The organism is Citrobacter sp. MGH106, assembly GCF_001037495.1.
Classification (GTDB): domain Bacteria; phylum Pseudomonadota; class Gammaproteobacteria; order Enterobacterales; family Enterobacteriaceae; genus Citrobacter; species Citrobacter murliniae.
The window spans coordinates 3,177,572-3,199,224 of record NZ_KQ089822.1; the positions used below are offsets into that span (position 1 = coordinate 3,177,572).

Annotated in this window: 16 protein-coding genes; 7 read left to right on the forward strand and 9 right to left on the reverse strand. The window is 53.1% G+C overall.

Going from position 1 to position 21,653, the window contains the following annotated elements:
- Positions 1-2: 2 nt before the first annotated feature.
- Together entE and entC are read right to left on the reverse strand one after the other, a co-directional pair.
- Entirely contained in the window at positions 3-1,613 is a 1,611-nt protein-coding gene (gene entE / locus SK36_RS14955) for a (2,3-dihydroxybenzoyl)adenylate synthase EntE (protein ID WP_048221883.1), read from the reverse strand.
- Between the two features lie 156 nt (positions 1,614-1,769).
- Positions 1,770-2,945 carry an isochorismate synthase EntC gene (entC, locus tag SK36_RS14960; protein ID WP_045440978.1) on the reverse strand — a complete coding sequence of 392 codons (1,176 nt, stop codon included), beginning with the start codon at positions 2,943-2,945 and terminating at the stop codon, positions 1,770-1,772.
- 188 nt (positions 2,946-3,133) lie between these two features.
- Here entC and fepB point away from each other — a divergent pair, with 188 nt between their 5' ends.
- The gene (fepB, locus tag SK36_RS14965; protein WP_045440976.1) at positions 3,134-4,093 is read left to right on the forward strand and encodes a Fe2+-enterobactin ABC transporter substrate-binding protein; all 960 of its coding nucleotides are present in this window, start codon (positions 3,134-3,136) and stop codon (positions 4,091-4,093) included.
- 74 nt (positions 4,094-4,167) lie between these two features.
- On the opposite strand, the gene entS is transcribed toward fepB, so the two are convergent.
- A complete protein-coding gene (entS, locus tag SK36_RS14970) occupies positions 4,168-5,412 on the reverse strand; it encodes an enterobactin transporter EntS (RefSeq protein WP_045440974.1) in 1,245 nt (414 codons plus the stop codon).
- 154 nt (positions 5,413-5,566) lie between these two features.
- Here entS and fepD point away from each other — a divergent pair, with 154 nt between their 5' ends.
- From fepD to fepC, 3 genes are read left to right on the forward strand one after another with little or no spacing between them, the layout of a single operon-like run.
- Positions 5,567-6,574 carry a Fe(3+)-siderophore ABC transporter permease gene (gene fepD, locus SK36_RS14975; RefSeq protein WP_045440972.1) on the forward strand — a complete coding sequence of 336 codons (1,008 nt, stop codon included), beginning with the start codon at positions 5,567-5,569 and terminating at the stop codon, positions 6,572-6,574.
- On the forward strand, positions 6,571-7,563 hold the full coding sequence (fepG, locus tag SK36_RS14980; protein WP_045440970.1) for an iron-enterobactin ABC transporter permease: 993 nt from the start codon (positions 6,571-6,573) through the stop codon (positions 7,561-7,563). Before fepD ends, fepG begins: the two co-directional genes overlap by 4 nt.
- Positions 7,560-8,357 carry an iron-enterobactin ABC transporter ATP-binding protein gene (gene fepC, locus SK36_RS14985; protein ID WP_045440968.1) on the forward strand — a complete coding sequence of 266 codons (798 nt, stop codon included), beginning with the start codon at positions 7,560-7,562 and terminating at the stop codon, positions 8,355-8,357. Before fepG ends, fepC begins: the two co-directional genes overlap by 4 nt.
- A 45-nt stretch (positions 8,358-8,402) precedes the next feature.
- Here the strand turns inward: fepC and wzz(fepE) are convergent, their stop codons facing one another.
- The 4 genes from wzz(fepE) to fes form a co-directional block, all read right to left on the reverse strand.
- Positions 8,403-9,536: an LPS O-antigen length regulator Wzz(fepE) gene (wzz(fepE), locus tag SK36_RS14990; RefSeq protein WP_045440950.1), complete on the reverse strand. Its 1,134-nt coding sequence runs from the start codon at positions 9,534-9,536 to the stop codon at positions 8,403-8,405.
- Between the two features lie 344 nt (positions 9,537-9,880).
- Positions 9,881-13,762: an enterobactin non-ribosomal peptide synthetase EntF gene (entF, locus tag SK36_RS14995; protein WP_048221884.1), complete on the reverse strand. Its 3,882-nt coding sequence runs from the start codon at positions 13,760-13,762 to the stop codon at positions 9,881-9,883.
- Positions 13,759-13,977, reverse strand: coding sequence for an MbtH family protein (locus SK36_RS15000; RefSeq protein ID WP_045440946.1), 219 nt, complete (start codon positions 13,975-13,977; stop codon positions 13,759-13,761). Before SK36_RS15000 ends, entF begins: the two co-directional genes overlap by 4 nt.
- A 30-nt stretch (positions 13,978-14,007) precedes the next feature.
- Positions 14,008-15,225, reverse strand: coding sequence for an enterochelin esterase (fes, locus tag SK36_RS15005; protein ID WP_075261792.1), 1,218 nt, complete (start codon positions 15,223-15,225; stop codon positions 14,008-14,010).
- A 251-nt stretch (positions 15,226-15,476) separates the two neighbouring features.
- Here fes and SK36_RS15010 point away from each other — a divergent pair, with 251 nt between their 5' ends.
- On the forward strand, positions 15,477-17,750 hold the full coding sequence (locus tag SK36_RS15010) for a TonB-dependent siderophore receptor (RefSeq protein WP_045440945.1): 2,274 nt from the start codon (positions 15,477-15,479) through the stop codon (positions 17,748-17,750).
- Between the two features lie 50 nt (positions 17,751-17,800).
- Positions 17,801-18,424, forward strand: a complete 624-nt coding sequence (gene entD, locus SK36_RS15015) for an enterobactin synthase subunit EntD (protein ID WP_048221885.1) — start codon at positions 17,801-17,803, stop codon at positions 18,422-18,424.
- A gap of 3 nt (positions 18,425-18,427) precedes the next feature.
- On the opposite strand, the gene SK36_RS15020 is transcribed toward entD, so the two are convergent.
- Complete coding sequence (locus tag SK36_RS15020; protein WP_048221886.1) at positions 18,428-19,363, reverse strand: transketolase family protein; 936 nt, start codon at positions 19,361-19,363, stop codon at positions 18,428-18,430.
- A complete protein-coding gene (locus SK36_RS15025; RefSeq protein WP_045440938.1) occupies positions 19,356-20,186 on the reverse strand; it encodes a transketolase in 831 nt (276 codons plus the stop codon). Before SK36_RS15025 ends, SK36_RS15020 begins: the two co-directional genes overlap by 8 nt.
- Before the next feature lie 361 nt (positions 20,187-20,547).
- Between SK36_RS15025 and SK36_RS15030 the strand changes: the two genes are divergently transcribed.
- Entirely contained in the window at positions 20,548-21,498 is a 951-nt protein-coding gene (locus tag SK36_RS15030; protein WP_045440936.1) for a sugar-binding transcriptional regulator, read from the forward strand.
- The last annotated feature ends 155 nt before the right edge of the window (positions 21,499-21,653 follow it).

A 21,653-nucleotide genomic window follows, 5' to 3' on the forward strand; every position in this document is an offset into this window, starting at 1 on the left:
CTTCAGGCCAGTGGGCGTGATGCCAGCCACTGACGTAATTGTTTTTTATCCACTTTACCGACCGGGGTCAGCGGCAATGACTCAACGCACTCCACACGGTCCGGTAATTTGAACTCCGCCACGCCCTGCTCGCGCAGAAAACGACGTACCTGTACCGCACGCAGCGGCTCTTTAACCACCAGCCAGGCGCAGCTTTTCTCACCCATCAGCTCATCATCCATACTGACCAGCGCAGCGTGGATCACCGCCGGATGACGCAGTAACAGGTTTTCAATCTCTTCCGCGGCGATCTTCTCCCCACCCCGGTTGATCTGATCTTTCTCACGCCCTTGCACGGTGATGTAACCATCATGATCGATAGAGATCAGATCGCCGGAGCAATAAAACCCGTTAGCATCAAACGCGCTGGCATTGTGCTCGGGGCTTTTGAAATAACCACGAAAAGTGTACGGGCCACGCGTCATCAGGCGTCCTGTTTCGCCCTGTGGTAAAGGGTTACCATCAGCATCCGCTACCCAGACTTCATCATCCGGACACATTGGCCGCCCCTGGGTATTGATGATGCGTTCCGGGCTGTCGTCCAGACGGGTGTAGTTCACCAGCCCTTCCGCCATACCAAAGACCTGCTGCAACTGGCAGCCAATTTCCGCCGGGATACGTGCCGCCAGCGTTGCAGAAAGTCGCGCCCCCCCCACCTGAAGCAGCGTCAGGGAAGCCAGTTGCGCATTGCTGCCCCACTCTCCAATCGCCTGTAGCCAAAGACTCACCGCAGGCGGCACCAGCGCCGTAACGTTAACCTGATGCTTTTCGATCAGCGGGAAGCACAGCGTCGCGCTCGGATCGGCCGCCAGTACCACGGTTCCACCCGCCAGGAATACGCCCAGCGAACCTGGTGAACTCATGGCGTAGTTATGCGCCGCCGGAATAGCGCACAAATAACGCGTTTGCTCAGTAAAATGACAAATCTCATTACTGCGACGCACGCTGTAGTAGTAATCGTTATGAGTACGCGGGATCAGCTTTGGTGTGCCGGTGGTACCACCGGAAAGCTGGAAATACGCCACTTCATCGGCAGGCGACGGCGTGGCGCTAAAATCAGCAACAGGCTGGCTTATCGCATTTTGCAGGTTGTGCTCACCCTCATCATTGAGCAACAGCACCACGCGCACGGAGTTGTGCTGCGCTACAAACGTGTTCAGAAAATCGTCACCGGCGAACAGCGCGTGCTGGCGATCGGCAATCAGCAGCGCTGGCTCAATTTGTGTCGCATAAGCATTAAGCTCTGTTCTCTGATGGCTGAACAATGCAAAAACGGGCGCAACACCCAGCTTAAGCAGCGCAAAGAAAGTGATATACAACTCGGCCACATTGCCCAACTGCACCAGCGCAGTTTCTCCGGGTTTGATCCCCTGACGACGCAGACTGCAGGCGAGATTGTCAGCCGCCTGGTTAAGCTGTCGGTAACTAAGATGGCGTTCCCCATCAATGACTGCCGTGTGATCGCTGTCGGCATGGCGGGTTAAAATGTCAGTCAGTGGCAGATCCTGCCAGTAGCCTTTTTCACGGTAGCGACGGGCAAATTCTTCCGGCCAACGGGTGAAAGGAATACTCATCATCACTCCTTAGAGCCTGTCAATAAGGCGTATATTGTTGCAGCCAGTTTGCCCCTGGGCAGTGCTCACAATCCTCACGTACTACAAGTACAATCCGGTTGCTCCGCGCTGTCCGTGTCCAAACTGGCAAATAAAATAACCTGATGGACCAGGCTCTTAATGCAGTCCAAAAACATTCAACATAGTCGAAAGCTTGGCGCCAGTTTCGCGCCACTCCGCAACAGGAGATGAGGCAGGGACAATTCCGGCACCAGCGAAGAAACGCACCTGATTGCGCAGCAGTTTCGCGCAACGGATCGTGACCACCCATTCGCCATTACCTTCGGCATCACACCAACCGACGATGCCGCCAAACAGTTCACGGTCAAATGGCTCCAGTTCCGCGATCAATTTCGTGGCGACCTGATGCGGGAAGCCGCTCAGCGCAGGTGTTGGGTGCAGCAGGCATGCCAGCGTCAGCGCATTCTCCTGGGCGTTGGCTTTACCTTCAAACGGTGTACCGAGGTGCCAAAGCGTTGGTGTCGTCACCAGTTGAGGAGATGACGGGAGTTGCAGTTCACTACTGCGTTCGCGCAGAACCGTTTTCATCGCCTGCGTCACCAGTTCATGTTCATGTCGGTCTTTCTCGGAGGCCAGCAGGCGGATACCCGCTTCCCGATCCAGTACATCATCCGGCTGACGACGAGCAGAACCCGCCAGCGGCAGTGAGCTAAAATGTTCGCCTTCTTTACGTAACAGCAATTCAGGGCTGGCCCCGAGCAGGACGCCACCATCTTCTAATGGCACATGGAAGTTGTAGCTCGCCGGATTTTGCGCCACCAGACGTTCCAGCAGCGCACCGCTGTCAATGACAGCATCCGTCTCGATATCGATCAGGCGTGACAGCACCACTTTGTCAACTTCCGGGGTTGCCGTCAGCGCTGCCGCCCGGGAAACCATCTGTTCAAAAAAGTCCTGTTCCGGGATCGATTTACGCTCAATGACGCTCAGTGACTGATGCGCGGTAAAGTAACGTGATGATTTTTGCTTCTCCGTGCGGGAGAAAGTCTGCCATGACTCAGGAATAAACAGTGATGACGGCTGGCGGGTGTCAAAAGGAATAGCTCCAACCATGATGGGGTTTGCGATACCGTGCGATTTAGCATCGGCAAACAGTGCGTGCATTTTCTGTTGGAAAGGGCTGTCTGGCGAATCGCCATCAATTGCCGGTTCCGCATAGCGGGCAAAGCATCCTGACGTCGTAAAGCTACGATACGGCGACATAAAGAAAAAATTGTCGGGAGCGAGAGTTGCCATAGTCTGCGTTTTTTCCTCGGCCAGTGACGTATCCATATCATCCTCCAAAAAATGATAAAGGTTTTAATAATGATTATCATTTATATTTTCGGTCGCTAACCTAAAAGCAAAGCGACAGCATGTCAACTCTTGCGGTAGCACAATGTGCGACTTAGGCTTGCATACCTGTCCCGTAACAATGAAAATGAGAAGCATTAACTACATTGATAACAGGAAGCTTATTTGTGAGACTCCCCGCTTTTTACCGCACTGCGCTCTTACTGGTTGGACTGTCTATTTCAGGAATTTCTTTAAGTCATGCCGCTGACTGGCCGCGTCAGGTTACCGACAGCCGGGGGACGCACACGCTGGAACAAAAGCCTCAACGTATTGTTTCCACCAGCGTCACTCTGACTGGCTCTCTGCTGGCCATTGATGCGCCCATCATCGCCAGCGGCGCTACCACGCCAAACAATCGCATTGGTGACGCTCAGGGATTTTTACGCCAGTGGAGTGACGTGGCAAAAGCCCGCAAGCTGAGCCGCCTGTATATTGGTGAACCGAGCGCCGAAGCCGTTGCGGCACAAATGCCCGACCTGATTCTGATCAGCGCCACCGGAGGAGATTCCGCTCTCGCGCTCTACGATCAACTTTCCACCATTGCCCCAACGCTTATCATTAATTACGACGACAAAAGCTGGCAATCACTGCTGACGCAGTTAGGTGAAATCACCGGTCATGAGGAACAGGCGGCGGCGCGTATTGCCGAGTTTGATAAACAACTGCTGGCGGTCAAACAGCGTATTACCCTGCCGCCGCAGCCTGTTAGCGCACTGGTGTATACCGCTGCCGCGCATAGCGCCAATCTGTGGACACCAGAGTCTGCGCAGGGCAAGCTGATGGAACAATTGGGATTCACGCTGGCACCACTGCCTGCCGGACTGCACACCAGCCAGAGCCAGGGTAAACGTCACGATATCATCCAGCTTGGTGGTGAAAACCTGGCGACAGGTCTGAACGGTGAAGCGCTGTTTCTGTTTGCGGGAGACAGCAAAGACGCTGACGCCATTTACGCGAATCCCCTGCTTGCACACCTGCCTGCAGTGCAAAATAAACGCGTTTACGCGCTGGGAACCGAAACGTTCCGTCTGGATTACTACAGCGCCACGCTGTTACTACAACGTCTCGCTGCACTGTTTAGTTAAGTCGAAGCAGATTGACATCATTGCCGGGTGAAGGCTTTGCCTTACCCGGCTTAGGGCACAGGTCAGATAAACCCTCAGGCGATATCGGGTTCTGGCGGTGCCTGACGGAATCGACGTAGTTCCCCCAGTAACAGCAGCAATAACAGGCCAACAATTACCAGACCAAATCCACTGACGCTCGCCGATGCTACCGGCGTCATCATCGCGCCCAGTCCGCCTAACAGCGCCGCACCAATGGCATCTCCGGTCACATTTTGCGCGGTCCACAAACCGTTAATTCTCCCGAGCATCGCTTCCGGCGTCTGCGTCTGTAACATCGTGTACTGCAACAGAGAACTGACCGCACTCAGCCAGCCGAACAGCGCGAGGCAGATAACGCCCAGCGCCCAGACCGGCATCAACGCAAACAATCCGATGGCGAAGAAAGAGGCCACGGTAGAGGCCAGCATGATTAAACCAGGGCGAACGCTGTGCGCCAGTTGCCCACTGGTCAATGCCCCCACTGCGGCACCCAGCGGAATGGCGGCATACAGCAGACCAATCTGTGCGGCAGACATCTGCCAGCCGATGGCCAGAGCGGGGTATAGGACACGCACCGCACTGGCCATCGTCAGAAGGCCGCCAAGCAACGCAATGCCGCCGATCAGCGGGCTGGCGAGCAGAAAGCGAAACGCCGCCAGCAGCGATTTGAGCGGGTGTTCACGTGGTTGCGGTGGCGGTGGCAATGCAGGAAGACTGAGCAGCGGTAGCAAGGTAATAAAGGTTCCCGCGGCTGCCAAACCATAGTTCCACTCAACGCCGCCGGTGGCGAGTAATACCCCGCCAATCATCGGTGAAATAACCGATCCCAGACGTACCGTCAGCATGGTAATCGCCCCGGCCTGCATCAGATTTTCACGCCCAACCAGCGCTGGAGTCGCCGCCAGCAGCGCCGTCACACCCAGCGAGGCAAAAAAACCGTCCCATAAGCCCAGAATATAAATAGCCAGCAGTGAAGGCTCCGGGAGTAGCGCATTCAGGCACAGACCAATAAACCCGATACCACAGGTTCCGCGTGCCAGCAGGATCACCTTTTTGCGCTCATAACGATCGGCCAGTACACCACCAACCATCAGACCAATAAACATTGCGCTACCGGTTAACGTCACCGACAGACCGACCTGCCAGGTAGACTGGGTCATCATCTGGATCTGTACCGGAACCGCGACGCCGAGTAGTCCCAGAGAGACGATGGAAATAAAACGAGCAAGGAAGACTGCGCGAAATGCAGGATGAGTCTTTAACAGGCTGAGATTCAGCAGCCAGGGTTTTCTATTCATTACAAAGCCTTAAGATACATGCTCTCATTGAGGTCGCAGCCTGAAGAATGAGGTGCATACCTGTTTTTTTAAATATCCATTCTGTGGCTGCACATGCTAACATACCCAAATAAGATCGATAACGATAATTACTATCATTATCAGGGAAGTTGATATGTCATGCTCTGTTTCCGTGACACGCGCCTTTGCCGTGCCCGGACTATTGTTATTACTTGTTCTCTCCACCGCATTAAGTCTGGTTATTGGCGCCAGGTCGATACCCGCGTCTGTGGTTCTGGATGCGCTGACCGGCACCTGTCAAAGTGCTGATTGCACCATCGTGCTGGATGCGCGACTTCCGCGCACGCTGGCAGGACTCCTTGCAGGCGGTGCGCTGGGATTGGCTGGCGCATTAATGCAGACGCTCACACGTAACCCACTTGCCGATCCAGGTATTCTCGGTGTCAATTCCGGGGCCAGCTTTGCCATTGTGCTGGGTGCATCGCTGTTCGGTTTTTCCTCCCCGCAAGAGCAGTTGTTGATGGCCTTTTCCGGAGCGCTGGCCGCGTCGCTGATTGTGGCATTTACCGGCAGTCAGGGTGGAGGACAGTTAAGCCCGGTGCGTCTGACGCTGGCAGGTGTCGCGCTGGGGGCAGTGCTGGAGGGATTATCCAGCGGTATCGCCCTGCTCAACCCGGACGTCTATGATCAGCTGCGTTTCTGGCAAGCGGGATCGCTGGATATTCGTAGCCTGCAAACGTTGAAAGTGGTGCTGGCTCCGGTGCTTATTGCCGGTGCTGTCGCGTTGTTTCTGAGCCGTTCCCTGAACAGCCTGAGCCTGGGAAGCGACACCGCTACCGCGCTGGGTAGCAAAGTCGCCCGCACCCAACTTATTGGTCTGTTGGTGATTACCGTACTGTGCGGTAGCGCAACCGCTATTGTCGGTCCTATCGCCTTTATCGGCCTGATGATGCCACATATGGCACGCTGGCTGGTGGGAGCCGATCATCGCTGGTCGCTACCAGTGACCCTACTGGCAACCCCCTCTTTGCTGCTGATTGCCGATATCATCGGTCGTCTGATTGTCCCCGGCGAATTGCGCGTCTCCGTAGTCAGCGCGTTTATCGGCGCACCGGTACTGATCTTCCTGGTCCGGCGTAAACAACGCGGAGGTGGTGCATGATGCATTTTCCCCGCAGATTGCTTATCAGTTGTCTGCTGCTGATTGTGGGCTGCCTCGCCGTCGGATTGTGGAGCCTGCGTAGCGGCGTCGTAACGCTGGAAACCCAACAGATTATTGCCGCTCTGCTGGGCGATGCGCCGCGCAGCATTACGCTGGTTGTGACCGAATGGCGTTTACCGCGCGTATTGATGGCGCTGTTGATTGGTGCGGCCCTGGGCGTTAGCGGCGCGATATTCCAGTCGCTGATGCGTAACCCACTGGGCAGTCCGGACGTTATGGGCTTCAATACCGGAGCCTGGAGCGGTGTTCTGGTAGCAATGGTGTTATTTGGTCAGCATCTTACCGCTATCGCGCTGGCGGCGATGCTCGGCGGGATCCTGACCTCACTGGTGGTCTGGGCGCTGGCATGGCGTAATGGTATCGACACTTTCCGACTTATCATTATCGGTATCGGCATTCGTGCCATGCTGGTGGCGTTTAATACCTGGCTGCTGCTGAAGGCGTCTTTAGAAACCGCGTTGACGGCTGGATTGTGGAACGCCGGATCGCTCAACGGTCTGACCTGGGCTAAAACCTGGCCTTCTGCACCGCTGATTATCGTGATGTTGGTATGTGCCGCACTGCTGGTGCGCCGTCTGCGTTTATTAGAAATGGGCGATGACAGCGCCTGCGCGCTGGGAGTCAGCGTAGAACGCTCGCGTCTGATGATGATGCTGGTTGCGGTTGTTCTGACCGCTGCAGCCACTGCGCTGGCTGGCCCAATTTCTTTTATTGCACTTGTCGCACCGCATATTGCCCGCCGGCTTAGCGGTACGGCACGTTGGGGATTAACCCAGTCAGCACTGTGCGGCGCATTGCTACTGCTGATGGCCGATTTATGCGCCCAACAACTATTTATGCCTTATCAGCTTCCGGTTGGCGTTGTCACCGTAAGCCTCGGCGGTATTTATCTTATCGTCTTGTTAATTCAGGAGTCCCGCAAAAAATGACCGAATCAGTAGCCCGTTTGCGTGGCGACCAGTTAACGCTGGGTTATGGCAAATTTACCGTGGCAGAAAACCTTAATGTATCAATTCCCGACGGCCACTTTACCGCAATAATTGGCCCTAACGGCTGCGGTAAGTCGACGCTGTTACGCACGTTAAGCCGCCTGATGACGCCTGAACACGGCAAGGTCTGGCTGGACGGGGAGCATATTCAGCACTACGCCAGTAAAGAGGTCGCGCGCAGAATTGGTCTGTTAGCACAAAACGCCACCACGCCTGGCGATATTACCGTACAGGAGCTGGTTGCCCGCGGTCGCTACCCGCATCAGCCGTTATTTACCCGTTGGCGCCAAGAAGATGAAAACGCAGTGGCAAATGCTATGCAAGCCACGGGCATCACCCACCTGGCGGCACAAAGTGTGGATACCCTTTCCGGTGGACAGCGTCAGCGCGCATGGATAGCGATGGTGCTGGCACAGGAAACATCCATTATGTTGCTTGATGAGCCAACCACCTGGCTGGATATCAGCCATCAGATCGATCTGCTGGAACTGCTGAGCGAGCTAAATCGTGAGAAAGGATATACGCTGGCCGCTGTTCTGCACGACCTTAATCAGGCCTGTCGCTATGCCACGCACCTGATTGCACTTCGTGATGGAAAAATCATTGCCGAGGGTGCGCCAAAAGAGATTGTCACGGCGGAACTCATCGAAAAAATCTATGGATTGCGTTGTATGATTATTGATGATCCCGTTGCAGGAACACCGTTAGTAGTGCCGCTTGGGCGCAAGAAATAACGGGATGTAGTGTATGGCGACATTTCTGCCGCCATACAAAATCACTCACACCAACGACTGCCCCAGGAATTCTGCATTGTGTTTACGATGCATCATGGCATGGCTCAGCAACACCCCACCGCACGCTATCATTCCACCAAGCAAAGCTGCCAGAATAATGATCATCGATTTAGCCGGTCCATCTTTTTTCACCGGTAGTGAAGGTGAACGTTGATATTTAAACGGCGTAAAATTGACGTCATTCACATTCGTCGATAACAGCTGTTCAACGTGATATTGGCGATTACGTAATTCACCGTTAATTTCCGCAACATCTGTTACCGATTTTTCTATTTCTAATTTACGCGTGATGCCATCAGCACCCAATGAAATAGAGAAATCAGGGTCATCCTTCACCGCCTGGCCATTGCTGTAAACGGGTTTTTTAATTCCCGCAGCATTAGCAATCTCCAGCGAGTAGTTTAGTCGCTGAATATTCGCTTCCAGTTGATTCTTGAGCCTTACCCGATCCATTTCGAGTCTTTCTTTCTCAAAGCTGGTTTTAATGGCCAGTTTGTTGCGAATATCCTCAAGCGTTTCTTTCTCAGTAAGATCGGAAATGTACTGGATATAGCCGGTCAGTACCGCCTGTGCTTCTTCTGCTAATGGTGCAGTAAAACTCAACGTCCATGCGGTATAGAGCGCGGTTTCATTTTTTTTACTCAAATTGCTGTCAACCGCTGTCATTTTTTCACTGAGCCTTACGATCGCCCGATGAAGATCCATTTCGTCGAAATCGGCACCCTTCAATTGTTCTAATACATAGGGTGAAGAGCGCAGATATTCTTCCAAAAGTAATGGAGACTGGAATTTTTTGATAAACAGGTTAAACACATCCCCACGGCTGACGCTAATGTCCATGTCGAGCACACGTAATTTGGTTAACGTATTCTCAAGTTCCTGCCACTGAACAGGTTCTGCTGGCGTTACAACCGCCTCGCTGGTCCATTTTTGAGGAAGCAGAAAAGACACCAGAAGGCCTATGCAGGCAAATGCGAAAACGGTAGCGATGATTTTCGTCCTGGCTCGCCATAAAATCTCGATCAGGCCCACTAAATCAATTTCATTTCCATTTACTGTGGTTTGAGGATAAGCAGTGAATTCCGAATCTCTATCTTGCTTTATATTGAGTGATGACATTCTGTATAACCTGAAATCTTTGCCAAAAGAAAAATACTTCCTTAGCCGGAGTCTAACAGCTACTCAGAATTATCTGAAACAATCTTTACACGTAAATGCCTACCAAATGTTGTATTAGAAATTAATATCCTTTCCATTTACGTTTGAGACAAACAAAAAAACACACAAATTAATAACATATTTTTTACATTATGAGTTTATTCAAATATCTCCCCCCAAAATTATTCGAGTTGCTTGAAGCCAGCAACTTATCGAACCCCAGTCACTTACCTGATAAGTGACTGGGGTAACCAACACCCAAACAACTTGAAGTATGACGGGTATCTATCGCAATGCTGATTTGTTTACCGCTTATTGATCAACGCATTTATAACGGGACCTATCCTTTCAAATGCTGTCGGGGAAATAATATCGACATGCGCACAATCCTGGCTATATACCGCTAACTCCCCAACCCACGGAGCCCAGGCTGTTTGGGGATCTGCCTGGCGCGTTTTCTCGGCGACAAATAACGTTGCTCTGCCATCAAATTTTGCGCTGTGCGCCGTAGTTAACAAACGAACCGCATCGGCGTAATTACCTTCGATAGCGCTGAATAATGCCTCCGAAGCATTCCCCTGTTGTGCAGCAAGAAAGGCCTCACGCTCACGATCGATTTCCGCCAGCACGGCAGGATCCAATCCATTAGCCTCTTTTTCCTGCCAGTTTTGCGTCTCCGGTGGCCAGGTATCCAGCAGGCCAAGGAACGCGACGGTTTCCCCCCGGGCTCGCAAACGCGCCGCAATGCCCTGCGCCAGCGTGCCACCCAACGAGTAGCCCAACAAATAGTAGGGACCATGAGGCTGTTGGTGCAGTAGCGTTGCCAGATGATGTTCACAGACCTCGTCGAGGTTTTCCGCCGTCTGCATTGGCCCATCCGGTCGCGGCGACTGGATACCAATAATTGACCACTGCGACGTGAGATAACGTGACAGCACGCTAAATTGCCAGGCAAAGCCCGATGCCGGATGGAAGCAGAACAGCGTCGGACCATGACTCTCGCGCAACGGTAGCAACGCTTCAAACCCCAGGCGCTGCGACTGTTCGTCATCAGCGCCGTCCAGCAATGCGCTCAGTTGTCCGACTGTGGAGGCAACCATAATCTGCCCCGGCGTAACCTGACGCGCAAAGAGCTGGCTCAGCTGCGCTGCCAGCTTCATTGCCAGCAACGAATGGCCACCAAGCGCAAAGAAGTCAGCGTCAACATCATTGACCTCACAGGCCAGCAAAGCTGAGAAGGCCTGGGCAATCATTGATTCCGTGCCAGGCTGCGGCGCGCGTCCTGGCGTTCGAGCCGCTAACTGCGGCATTGGCAGCGCTTTACGATCCAGCTTACCGTTAGCGCTAAGCGGCAATTCAGCCAGTTGTAACAGGACCGTCGGCACCATATGCGCAGGCAGTTTCTCGCGCAGACGCTCCTGCAAGGCAGGAATATCTAATGGTAAACCCGATTGAGACACCAGATATCCCACCAATTGTCGCGCATCGCCACCTGTCGCCGCTGCCTGGTTGAACACGCAGGCATGGGCAACAGCATGTTCAACATCGGGTAGCATCTGCATCACCCGGTCAATCTCGCCCAGCTCAATGCGCTGCCCGCGAATTTTTAGCTGGTCATCACTGCGCCCAAGATACTCAACCGCTCCAGACTCAAGCCAGCGCGCCACGTCACCGGTACGATACATACGTTCACCCGGCGCAAACGGATCGGCGATAAAACGGCTCGCCGTCAGATCCGGTCGACCCAGATACCCTTGCGCCAGTTGGATCCCCGTCAGATACAGATCCCCCGCTACGCCGACAGGCACCGGGCGCATCATGGCGTCGAGGATCCGCAAGCCGGTGTTCCAGACCGGATAGCCAATCGGCACGCTGTTGCCGGTCACTGCGGCGAGTTCTTCACCCCAGGCCGGATACCAGCTCACATCGACTGCTGCTTCAGTTGGACCGTACAAATTGTGCAGCGGAGCATGCGTCAGTTGTTCCCACTCGCGGCATAACTCTGCCGGCAGGGCTTCACCGCTGCAGAATACCTGTTTCAGCGTGGCGCAGCTCTCCCGCGCCGTTTCCGGCGTCAGCGAAGCGACAAAAGCCGCCAGCATTGACGGTACAAAGTGCGTTGTCGTTATGCCATATTGCGCAAAGAAATGTTGCATCGCGATCGGGTCACGGTGAGCCTCAGGCTCAGCCATCACCAGTTTTGCACCGGCAATAAATGGCCAGAAAAACTCCCATACCGAAACATCAAAACTGCATGGCGTTTTTTGCGCCACCACATCGTCTGCCGTCAGCGGATAGTGATTTTGCATCCATAGCAGGCGGTTAACGATAGCGGTCTGCCCTACCATCACGCCTTTTGGTCTGCCCGTCGATCCGGAGGTGAAAATGATATAGGCCGTATGGCCTGGTTGTGATAACGCCAATGGCGTGCAATCGCGTGCTGGCAGAGGCGCGTTGTAGCACAGGCTTTCCAGCCCAGGAATATCGCTAAAGCGCGCCAGCTGTTCATCGGTAGTAATTAACAGCGTGGGTTTAGCGTCTTCCAGCATCATCCGCAGACGATCGTCCGGGTATCCGGTATCAAGCGGTAGCCAGGCGGCTCCGGCTTCGACAATACCGTGCAGCGCCAGCGTAAGGAAAACGGAACGTGGTAAGGCCACCGCCACGCTGTCTCCCGGCCGCACGCCGTGTTCGCGCAGAAGTTTTGCCAACGCAACCACCTGCTGGCGCATTTCGCGATAGCTGAACTGATAGCGGGCATCGGCCAGCGCCGGGGCATCCGGTGTTTTATCGCTTTGTGTCGCAATCAGCGCACTTAGCGTAGTGGACGGGATCTCAACTTCAGTATCGTTAATCTTCGCCAGCTGTGCGTGTTCTGTCGGCAGCAGCATCTCTGCCTCGCCGCAGCACAGCGCCGGATTTTCAGCAAACTGGTCGATAAGACCTGCTAAACGCGAGGCATGCTGTGTCAGCGTGGCTTCATCGTAACGCTGTTTATTTGCCAGGATTTCAATGCTCAGGCCACCATTTTCATCCGGAAATAGCGCCAGTTCGAGATCGTTAACCGGCCCCGTCGCCAGCGTATGGGTTTGCGCCTGTACACCGGGAATGTCTAACTGATAGTCGAAAATTTTCACGTTCAGTACAGGACCAAACAACGGCTCCTCACCGGCGGCTCGCCCGCTGTCACGCACAATTTGCTCCGCATCGTAGCGCTGATGTCGGCGCATTTTCTTTAGCTGCCCGGCAAGGCGTTTCGCCAGTTCAGGCAGGCTTTCCGCCGCATCAAGACTGACGCCGAATGGCAGAACATTCAGTACCGGACCGGTTGCCGTTAACGCTGCTGACCCCATGCGTCGCATGAAGATAAACCCGGCGGCATAATCCATCCGGCTGCATAAACGTCCCAGCCATAATGCAACCAGAGCCAGTGTTAAATCCGCGCGCTGAACGTCGGGCATACGAGCGGCAAGCTGACGGAATGAGCCGTCAGGTGCTGACAATTTCATGCGAATAATATCCGCAGTGGTCGCCCGTCCCGGCAGCGGTTTACTGGACAGCGATGCCGGTGGCGGTAATTGCCGCCGCTGCTCGTTCCAGAAAGCGCCGTCGCGTAGATACGCGTCACTGTCGCGATATTGTTGATACTCTTCCACCACTTCGACAAATGGCGTAAAAGGCGAGTCAGGCGTCTTTTCGCCACGCTGCCATGCACTGTAGATTGCGATTATATGGCGAGTAATTGCCGGGAAACTGAAACCATCGACCAGCAAGTGATGGTAACGTTGATACCAATACCAGCGGTTATCTTCCATCTGAATGAGCTGATGAAAGACCAGCGATTTCCCACTGTCGACGCGTAAGTCCTGCTGCAGATCGGCCTGCATTAACGCGCATGCAGCCTCATGCGGAGCAGATTTCCCGCGCAGATCGATAATCTCAGGTTCGGCAAAAGTCAGAGCAGGATCAACCCATTGCCAAACATCACCGTTATCTTCAGTAAAGCGCATGCGTAGAGTATCGGCATGCTGCTGTCCCGCAACTACGGCCTTCGCCAGCAACGGCGCATTCAGTTCCCCGGTTAATTCTACGTAGTGCGCTACGCTCCATGCCGAGGGTAATGTGGAGAGTTTTTCTGCCATCCAGATACCCGGCTGAGCCGCAACTAACGGTAAACGCTGAGTCATTCTGCCTCCTGTCGATCGGCATAATTTGCAGGCGTCAGCGTGGTCCAGTGCGCCTCCAGCCATTGTTGACATACTTCCTGAGATTGCGGTTCGCATATAACCTGCCAGCCAACAGGAAGTGAGCACTGCTGCGGCCAAAGGCTAAACTGACGTTGTGGGTTTTGCAGAATGTAAAATTGCCCCTGCGGGTTATCGAAGGGATTACTGAATTCCATACTCAACTCCTGTCGTGGAACATCGTCCGGTTAAATCGTGTCGATAAGCGGTTGCCAGAGCGTCATCAGCCCCTGCATCAATCCGCCGCGCCAGCAAAGCGCATCGTGTCCACCATCAACCTGACGCCAGAAAAAAGACCGTGAATCGGGAGGGAACTGGGCGTAAAGCCTCTGATTCGCGCGAAAAATAATCGGTTCGCGAGTACCGGCTTCCAGAACAATACGCAGGCCCCGAGCGCTTAACGCTCCCGCCTTTAGTTGTTCAATAATCACCCCATCCTGATGACTATCACGATGAGGCCACCAGTAGGAGCCGGACTGGCTGAGCACGCAGCCAAAACGTTCAGGCCAGGTCAATCCAGCGTACATCGATGACAATCCGCCAAAACTTTGCCCGGCCACCACGGTGCGCTGCGGGTCATCGCTGAATGCGGTAGTCGCCTTCACCAGTGGCAGCAACTCCTGCTGTACTGCCAACCAAAAATCAGCATTACACGGCAACTCATGGCTGCGATGAGACGTGTCGATGGCATCGATCAGGAGATAAACGGCAGCTGGAAGCTGATTGCGGTGAGTAAGTGAAGTCAGTGCTGGCCAGACGGGCATACTTTGCGCCCAAAACTGGCCATCCAGCAGAATAGCGAGCGGGCGATCCTCAGGGCTGACCTCGCCAGTGGTAAATACCCACACGCGTCGCGTATTACCCAGCCGTGCGCTACGCCATTGCAGGCATATCGCGGGTGTGTCAGGGGTTTCAGGATAATCCCAGCCTGGCTGGACGGGCGCATCAGGCATTTCCAGCGCCGAAACCGCATGACCACGCCCGCCTTGCCAGCTTTGGGGATTGAGGGGATCGGCAATCGCCTGCGGCAACAGTTGGCGCCAACCTTCCCGAAGAGTCGCTCTGTCTGGCGTATCACCAACAGATAACGCGGCAAAAATATCGTTTCGTTCAGAGGGGATAAAGCAGTAGCTACCGCGCCAGTGAGCGCTCATAGTGGTGCTCCAGCACCAAACATTTGTACCATCAATGCGTTGCATCGACTGGGGAATGGCATTTTGATGGTGATCGGTCACACCGGTAATGTAGACCCACACATGACGAAGTGCCGACGTTTTCTCCGTTCCCTGCGGATCACGCCACCAAAAGGTCACACGGTAATCACCGCTATCCTCGCGCACCCACTCAGGGCCTTGTTTTGACTGCCACCACGCTTCGCTTCCCATCATTAACGTCGTCACCGTCATAACCCCATGTTTATTGTGCAATTTTTTATTTAGGCGTGAAATATATTGATAATATTATTGATAACTATTTGCATTTGCAATAGCGTATTACCGCGCTGTGGGAAGCGCGCGCATTATTTCACCACTTATAAACCGACCTGGCGCTGCGAACTTTTCTGGAATGGATAGTTTTCGCAGATGCGGGCGACATCAGGCCTGGTGCTTCAAAACGGCACATTGGTACTCGTGGCTAAAAGAAAGCAGGACATACAATGAACAACAAGATTCATTCACTGGCCTTATTGGTCAATTTAGGTATTTACGGGGTAGCACTGCCAGCAATGGCAGAAGATAACACCGACAGCGCCGCCGTCTCTCATGAAGACACCATCGTCGTCACTGCCGCCCAACAGAACCTGCAGGCGCCAGGCGTTTCAACCATCACTGCTGATGAAATCCGTAAGAATCCTCCCGCTCGCGATGTCTCGGAAATCATCCGTACCATGCCTGGTGTTAACCTGACCGGTAACTCAACCAGCGGTCAGCGAGGTAACAACCGTCAGATCGATATTCGCGGTATGGGACCAGAAAACACCCTGATCCTGATCGACGGTAAGCCAGTCACCAGCCGCAACTCCGTACGTCAGGGCTGGCGCGGCGAGCGCGATACCCGTGGTGATACCTCCTGGGTACCCCCGGAAATGATTGAGCGCATTGAAGTACTGCGTGGCCCTGCTGCTGCACGCTACGGCAACGGTGCTGCGGGCGGCGTGGTGAATATCATCACCAAAAAAGGCAGCAACGAATGGCACGGTTCCTGGGATACCTATTTCAACGCCCCGGAACACAAAGACGAAGGCTCGACCAAACGTACCACCTTTAGCCTTAATGGCCCGATGGGTGGGGATTTCAGCTTCCGCCTGTACGGTAATCTCGATAAAACCCAGGCCGACGCATGGGATATCAACCAGGGACATCAGTCAGAGCGTACCGGCACCTATGCCAACACGTTACCTGCCGGTCGCGAAGGTGTGATCAACAAAGACATCAACGGCGTTGTACGCTGGGATTTCGCTCCACTCCAGTCACTGGAACTTGAAGCCGGTTATAGCCGCCAGGGCAACCTGTACGCTGGCGACACCCAAAACACCAACACCAACCAACTGGTGAAAGATAACTACGGTAAAGAGACCAATCGTCTGTACCGTCAAAACTACTCCCTGACCTGGAACGGCGGCTGGGATAACGGCGTTACCACCAGCAACTGGGTGCAGTATGAACATACGCGTAACTCCCGTACGCCGGAAGGTTTAGCCGGGGGTACAGAAGGGATCTTTGACCCGAACGCATCGCAAAAATATGTTGATGCCGATCTGAACGATGTCATGCTGCACAGTGAAATCAGTATTCCGCTGGATCTGCTGGTTAACCAAAATCTGACGCTCGGTACCGAATGGAACCAACAGCGTATGAAAGACATGCTGTCCAACTCGCAAACCTTTATGGGCGGCAACATCCCTGGCTTCAACAGCACCGATCGTAGCCCGTATTCCAAAGCGGAAATTTTCTCCCTGTTTGCTGAAAACAATATGGAGCTGACCGACAGCACCATGCTGACACCGGGCCTGCGTTTCGACCATCACAGCATTGTGGGCGATAACTGGAGTCCTTCTCTGAACCTGTCACAAGGTCTGGGTGATGACTTTACCCTGAAAATGGGGATCGCTCGCGCCTACAAAGCACCAAGCCTGTACCAGCTCAACCCGAACTATATTCTGTACAGTAAAGGTCAGGGTTGCTATGCCACCGGAGCCGCCAGCGGCATTGGTTGCTATATGATGGGCAACGATGATCTAAAAGCAGAAACCAGTATCAACAAAGAGATTGGCCTGGAGTTCAAGCGCGATGGCTGGCTGGCCGGCGTAACCTGGTTCCGCAACGATTACCGTAACAAGATCGAAGCCGGTACCACGCCATTTGACAGAACGTCCATCACCAATAAAGGCAAGACAACTTACACCGATATCTATCAGTGGGAGAACGTGCCTAAAGCGGTGGTCGAAGGTCTGGAAGGGACGTTGAACGTACCAGTGAGCGAAACCGTTAACTGGACGAACAACATCACTTACATGCTGCAAAGCAAGAATAAAGAGACCGGCGAGCGCCTGTCGATTATTCCAGAATATACGCTGAACTCTACCTTAAGCTGGCAGGCTCGCGAAGATTTGTCATTGCAGTCTACCTTCACCTGGTATGGCAAACAGCAGCCGAAAAAATACGATTACCAGGGTAAACCGGTTACCGGCAGCTCCGCAAATGAGGTGAGTCCGTACAGCATTGTCGGCCTGAGCGCGACCTGGGATGTGATGAAAAATGTCAGCCTGACCGGCGGCGTGGATAACGTCTTCGACAAACGTTTGTGGCGTGCAGGTAATGCCCAAACCACTGGCAGCACGACCGACGTTTCTTATATGGCAGGTGCAGGTGCGTACACCTATAACGAGCCGGGTCGTACGTGGTACATGAGCGTTAACACGCGCTTCTGATAATATTTTTCCCTCTCCTCCTGGTGAGGAGAGGGAATTTGTCAAAGACAATGCGCACAACACACACACCACTTCCCTTTGCAGACCACACGCTGCATCTTGTCGAATTTGAGCCCGACAGCTTTCACGAGCACGATTTACTCTGGCTCCCCCATCACGCACAGCTAATCTCTGCCGGACGGAAGCGAAAATCAGAACACCTGGCGGGGCGTATTGCCGCAGTCCATGCCCTGCGTGAATATGGCATCAAAAACATCCCCGGCATCGGCGACCGTCGCCAGCCCCTGTGGCCAGAAAGTTTGTTTGGCAGTATCAGTCATTGCGAACACACGGCGCTTGCCGTCGTATCTTCATATCCGGTTGGCGTGGATATGGAACGCATTTTTACGCCACAAACCGCAGCGGAGCTGGCAAGCAGCATAGTGACTGATGAAGAAAAAGCATGGATGGTAGAGAGTGGACTGCCCTTTGAACAGGCGCTCACACTGGCTTTTTCCGCCAAAGAGAGCGCCTTCAAAGCGACCCCAGCTTTACAACAGGTAAACGCCGGGTTTTTGCAATATCAAATTGTCAGCGTTCAGAAACAGCAGTTGCTCCTGCTGACACCCGCCCGGACATACCGTGTGCAGTGGCTGTTTTCAGATAGCTACGTTATCTCCCTGGCGGCAGATTAGTATTCAAAGTATTTCACGTGCCAGAGTGGCAATCGCCTGCGCGTCAAATCCGTGGTACTGACGCAGCCAGCCACGATCGGCTGCTGCTGCATACTCACCATCAGGGATCCCTAACCGCCTCAGAACCGCTCCCTCCCCGGCTTCTGCCAACACTTCTGCCACCAGACTTCCCAGACCACCATTAACGTTATGCTCTTCCACGGTAATCACCGCTTTACAGCCCTGTAATGCAGATAAAAGCGCTTTCGTATCACACGGTCGAATTGAAGGTACACTGACCACCGTCGCCTGAATACCGGAATCAGCCAACAGCGCGGCAGCATCAACGATTTCATGCACTGTCGAACCTGTCGCCACCAGCGCTACATTGCCTCCTTCACGCAGCGTCACCACCGCCCCTGGAACAAAACGATAACTCTCCTCATGGAGCTCCGGAAGTGCTTTCCCGTCAAGACGGATATAAACCGGCCCCTGATAACCGATGGCGTAGTCGATAACCTGACGACATTCACGCGGCGAAGATGGGGCAAAAATCTGAATGTTGCCGAAGCCGCGCATAATGGCAATATCATCAATCGAGTGGTGAGTACTCGCCAGCGGACCATAGCTGGCACCCGCGTTAAGACCAAATAACTTCACATTAGTATTGTTGTAACAAACGTCGACCTTAATTTGCTCATTGGCACGTGAGATCAGGAATGGCGCGGCATTACAAGTGACAGCCACCTTACCGCCGAGGGCCAAACCAGCCGCCGTTCCAACCATGCTTTGTTCGGCAATACCCACATTCACCAAACGCCCTGGAAACTGCTTAATGAAGGGGGCGATTTTTGCGGTTGATGTAGAGTCGGCGACTACCGGCACCAGATCGACACCACGTTCTACTGCGTCAATAAATGCCTGGACCATAACGTTTGCGAGGTGCTCTGCATTACTCATCTTTCAGTTCCTCCAGTGCCAGTTCAATCTCTTCACCTTTCGGTACGCGGTGGTGCCATTCGGGACGCCCCTGAATAAAGGAGATACCTGCGCCTTTCGTGGTATTGGCAATAATGACATTAGGTTTCCCCTCCTGCTTCAGGCCATCCAGCGCAGCGACAACAGACGTCATGTCATTCCCCTGACATTCCATAACATTCATGCCAAAAGCCAACCATTTATCTGCCAGAGGATCGGTATTCATAATTTCTCGGGTCGGCCCAGCCAACTGGAGATTATTTTTGTCGTTGATAATGATTAGATTATCCAGACCATAATGAGCCGCAGCCAGTGCCGCCTCCCAGTTACTTCCCTCAGCTAGTTCACCGTCACCGGTAATTAAAAAGATACGGCGGGTGCTGTTGCTCTTCTTCGCTGCTAACGCCAATCCGACCGCAACAGGTAAACCATGGCCCAACGCGCCTGTATTCAGTTCAATGCCCGGTGTTTTCTGGCGAACGGGGTGTCCGGGGAGATGGGAATTGGCATGTTGATACGTTTCCAGCCAATCGATGGGGAAATAACCCGCCTCCGCCAGGACACAGTAGTAACACCCGACCGCATGCCCTTTAGACTGGATATAAACGTCGCGCTCTTCATCATTGATACGATCCGGGGCAACATTAAGAATTCGGAAATAGAGCGCTGTCAGCAGTTCGACCTGAGAGAGGTCTGCGCCAGTATGTCCCCCTGCAGGGCTGTTAGCATTCAGTCTAACGATGTGGCGGCGTACAGCTCGCGCTTTGCGCTCAAGTGTCTGGACATCATAGTTGTAGGGATTCATTTAATACCTCTGAATTTATTTTCAATGTGGAATATTTATTCCATCAGGGACTAAAAAAACCAGAAATCCCCAGGCGTTGCATCACAAGGCTTGCGCGCTGCGTCATACTCAGGAACATTCTGCCTCCTTACCGCATGCAAACTGATGCCGGGTAATATTCAGTTGACCTGAAATCATCATGAATATATATTCACAGATGACTCTTTATTCAATTATGCGACCCATTTTCCATTTTTGTCCATAGCTGTTTTTGAGTATTGGTTAAAGTTAGAGCTTTATCACACTTAACTGTCTTCATTTTTCGCGTATGATAAAACACTCTAAGATAATGGCGGTACGTAAATGATTTTCGGGGAAATATATGGCTAAGCAGGATGAACAACGGCTATTGGTTAAAATCGCAACCCTTTACTATCTTGAGGGACGCAAACAATCCGATATTGCTCAGCTTCTCTCGCTTTCTCAGTCTTTTATATCCCGAGCCATCACTCGCTGCCAAAAAGAAGGTGTGGTAAAAATCAGCGTCGTCCAGCCCTCAAATATCTTCCTTAATCTTGAGAAAGGCATCGAAGAACGCTACGGGCTGAAGCAGGCAATTGTGGTGGATACGGAAGAGGATGCCAGTGATTACACTATCAAGCGGGCCATCGGCTCTGCCGCCGCACACTACCTGGAAACACGCTTGCGGCCCAAAGATCTGGTAGGGGTATCTTCATGGAGTTCAACAATTCGCGCCATGGTTGATGAAGTCCACACCCAAAATCTTAAAGCAGGCGGCGTTATTCAACTACTGGGTGGTGTAGGACCTAACGGTAACGTACAGGCTACCATTCTGACACAGACACTTGCTCAACATTTGAACTGTGAAGCCTGGTTACTTCCATCACAAAGCATCGAAGGCTCGGTCGAAGAGAAAAATCGCCTCATCGCCAGTAAAGACGTCGCTGACGTCATTTCTCGCTTCGATAATGTCGATATCGCTATTGTTGGTGTCGGTATTCTGGAACCTTCTCAGTTACTGAAAACCTCAGGTAACTACTATCACGAAGATATGCTGCAAGTCCTGGCCGATCGCGGTGCCGTTGGCGATATTTGTCTGCACTACTATGACAAAAATGGTCAACCGGTATTAACGGATGATGAAGATCCGGTTATCGGTATGGCCCTCGACAAAGTGAAAAAATGTCCGAATGTGGTGGCACTGGCAGGAGGAACGGATAAGGTTGCCGCGATTAAGGGTGCGCTGAATGGCGGCTATATCGACGTTCTGATCACCGACTATCCTACCGCCCGCATGTTGATAACAGGCTAATCTTAACTTCCAACCAGGCCTGTGTGTTGTGAGCACCTGACACAAAGGCCATCATAAAACTCTTTGATTTCAATAAACTGAAAGGATTCACCTTCTCATAATTTTTGCTGCGAGTGGGTATTCCCAGGTCAGGCTAAGTGTGATTACCAGCACAA

Coding starts and splice junctions, on each gene's coding strand:
- entC (WP_045440978.1), bottom strand. CDS start 2,945: ATGGATACGTCACTGGCCGAGGAAAAAACGCAGACTATGGCAACTCTC.
- SK36_RS15025 (WP_045440938.1), bottom strand. CDS start 20,186: ATGAATCCCTACAACTATGATGTCCAGACACTTGAGCGCAAAGCGCGA.
- entE (WP_048221883.1), bottom strand. CDS start 1,613: ATGAGTATTCCTTTCACCCGTTGGCCGGAAGAATTTGCCCGTCGCTAC.
- entF (WP_048221884.1), bottom strand. CDS start 13,762: ATGACTCAGCGTTTACCGTTAGTTGCGGCTCAGCCGGGTATCTGGATG.
- fepC (WP_045440968.1), top strand. CDS start 7,560: ATGACCGAATCAGTAGCCCGTTTGCGTGGCGACCAGTTAACGCTGGGT.
- SK36_RS15030 (WP_045440936.1), top strand. CDS start 20,548: ATGGCTAAGCAGGATGAACAACGGCTATTGGTTAAAATCGCAACCCTT.
- entS (WP_045440974.1), bottom strand. CDS start 5,412: ATGAATAGAAAACCCTGGCTGCTGAATCTCAGCCTGTTAAAGACTCAT.
- fes (WP_075261792.1), bottom strand. CDS start 15,225: ATGACGGTGACGACGTTAATGATGGGAAGCGAAGCGTGGTGGCAGTCA.
- SK36_RS15020 (WP_048221886.1), bottom strand. CDS start 19,363: ATGAGTAATGCAGAGCACCTCGCAAACGTTATGGTCCAGGCATTTATT.
- SK36_RS15000 (WP_045440946.1), bottom strand. CDS start 13,977: ATGGAATTCAGTAATCCCTTCGATAACCCGCAGGGGCAATTTTACATT.
- entD (WP_048221885.1), top strand. CDS start 17,801: ATGCGCACAACACACACACCACTTCCCTTTGCAGACCACACGCTGCAT.
- fepG (WP_045440970.1), top strand. CDS start 6,571: ATGATGCATTTTCCCCGCAGATTGCTTATCAGTTGTCTGCTGCTGATT.
- fepD (WP_045440972.1), top strand. CDS start 5,567: ATGTCATGCTCTGTTTCCGTGACACGCGCCTTTGCCGTGCCCGGACTA.
- SK36_RS15010 (WP_045440945.1), top strand. CDS start 15,477: ATGAACAACAAGATTCATTCACTGGCCTTATTGGTCAATTTAGGTATT.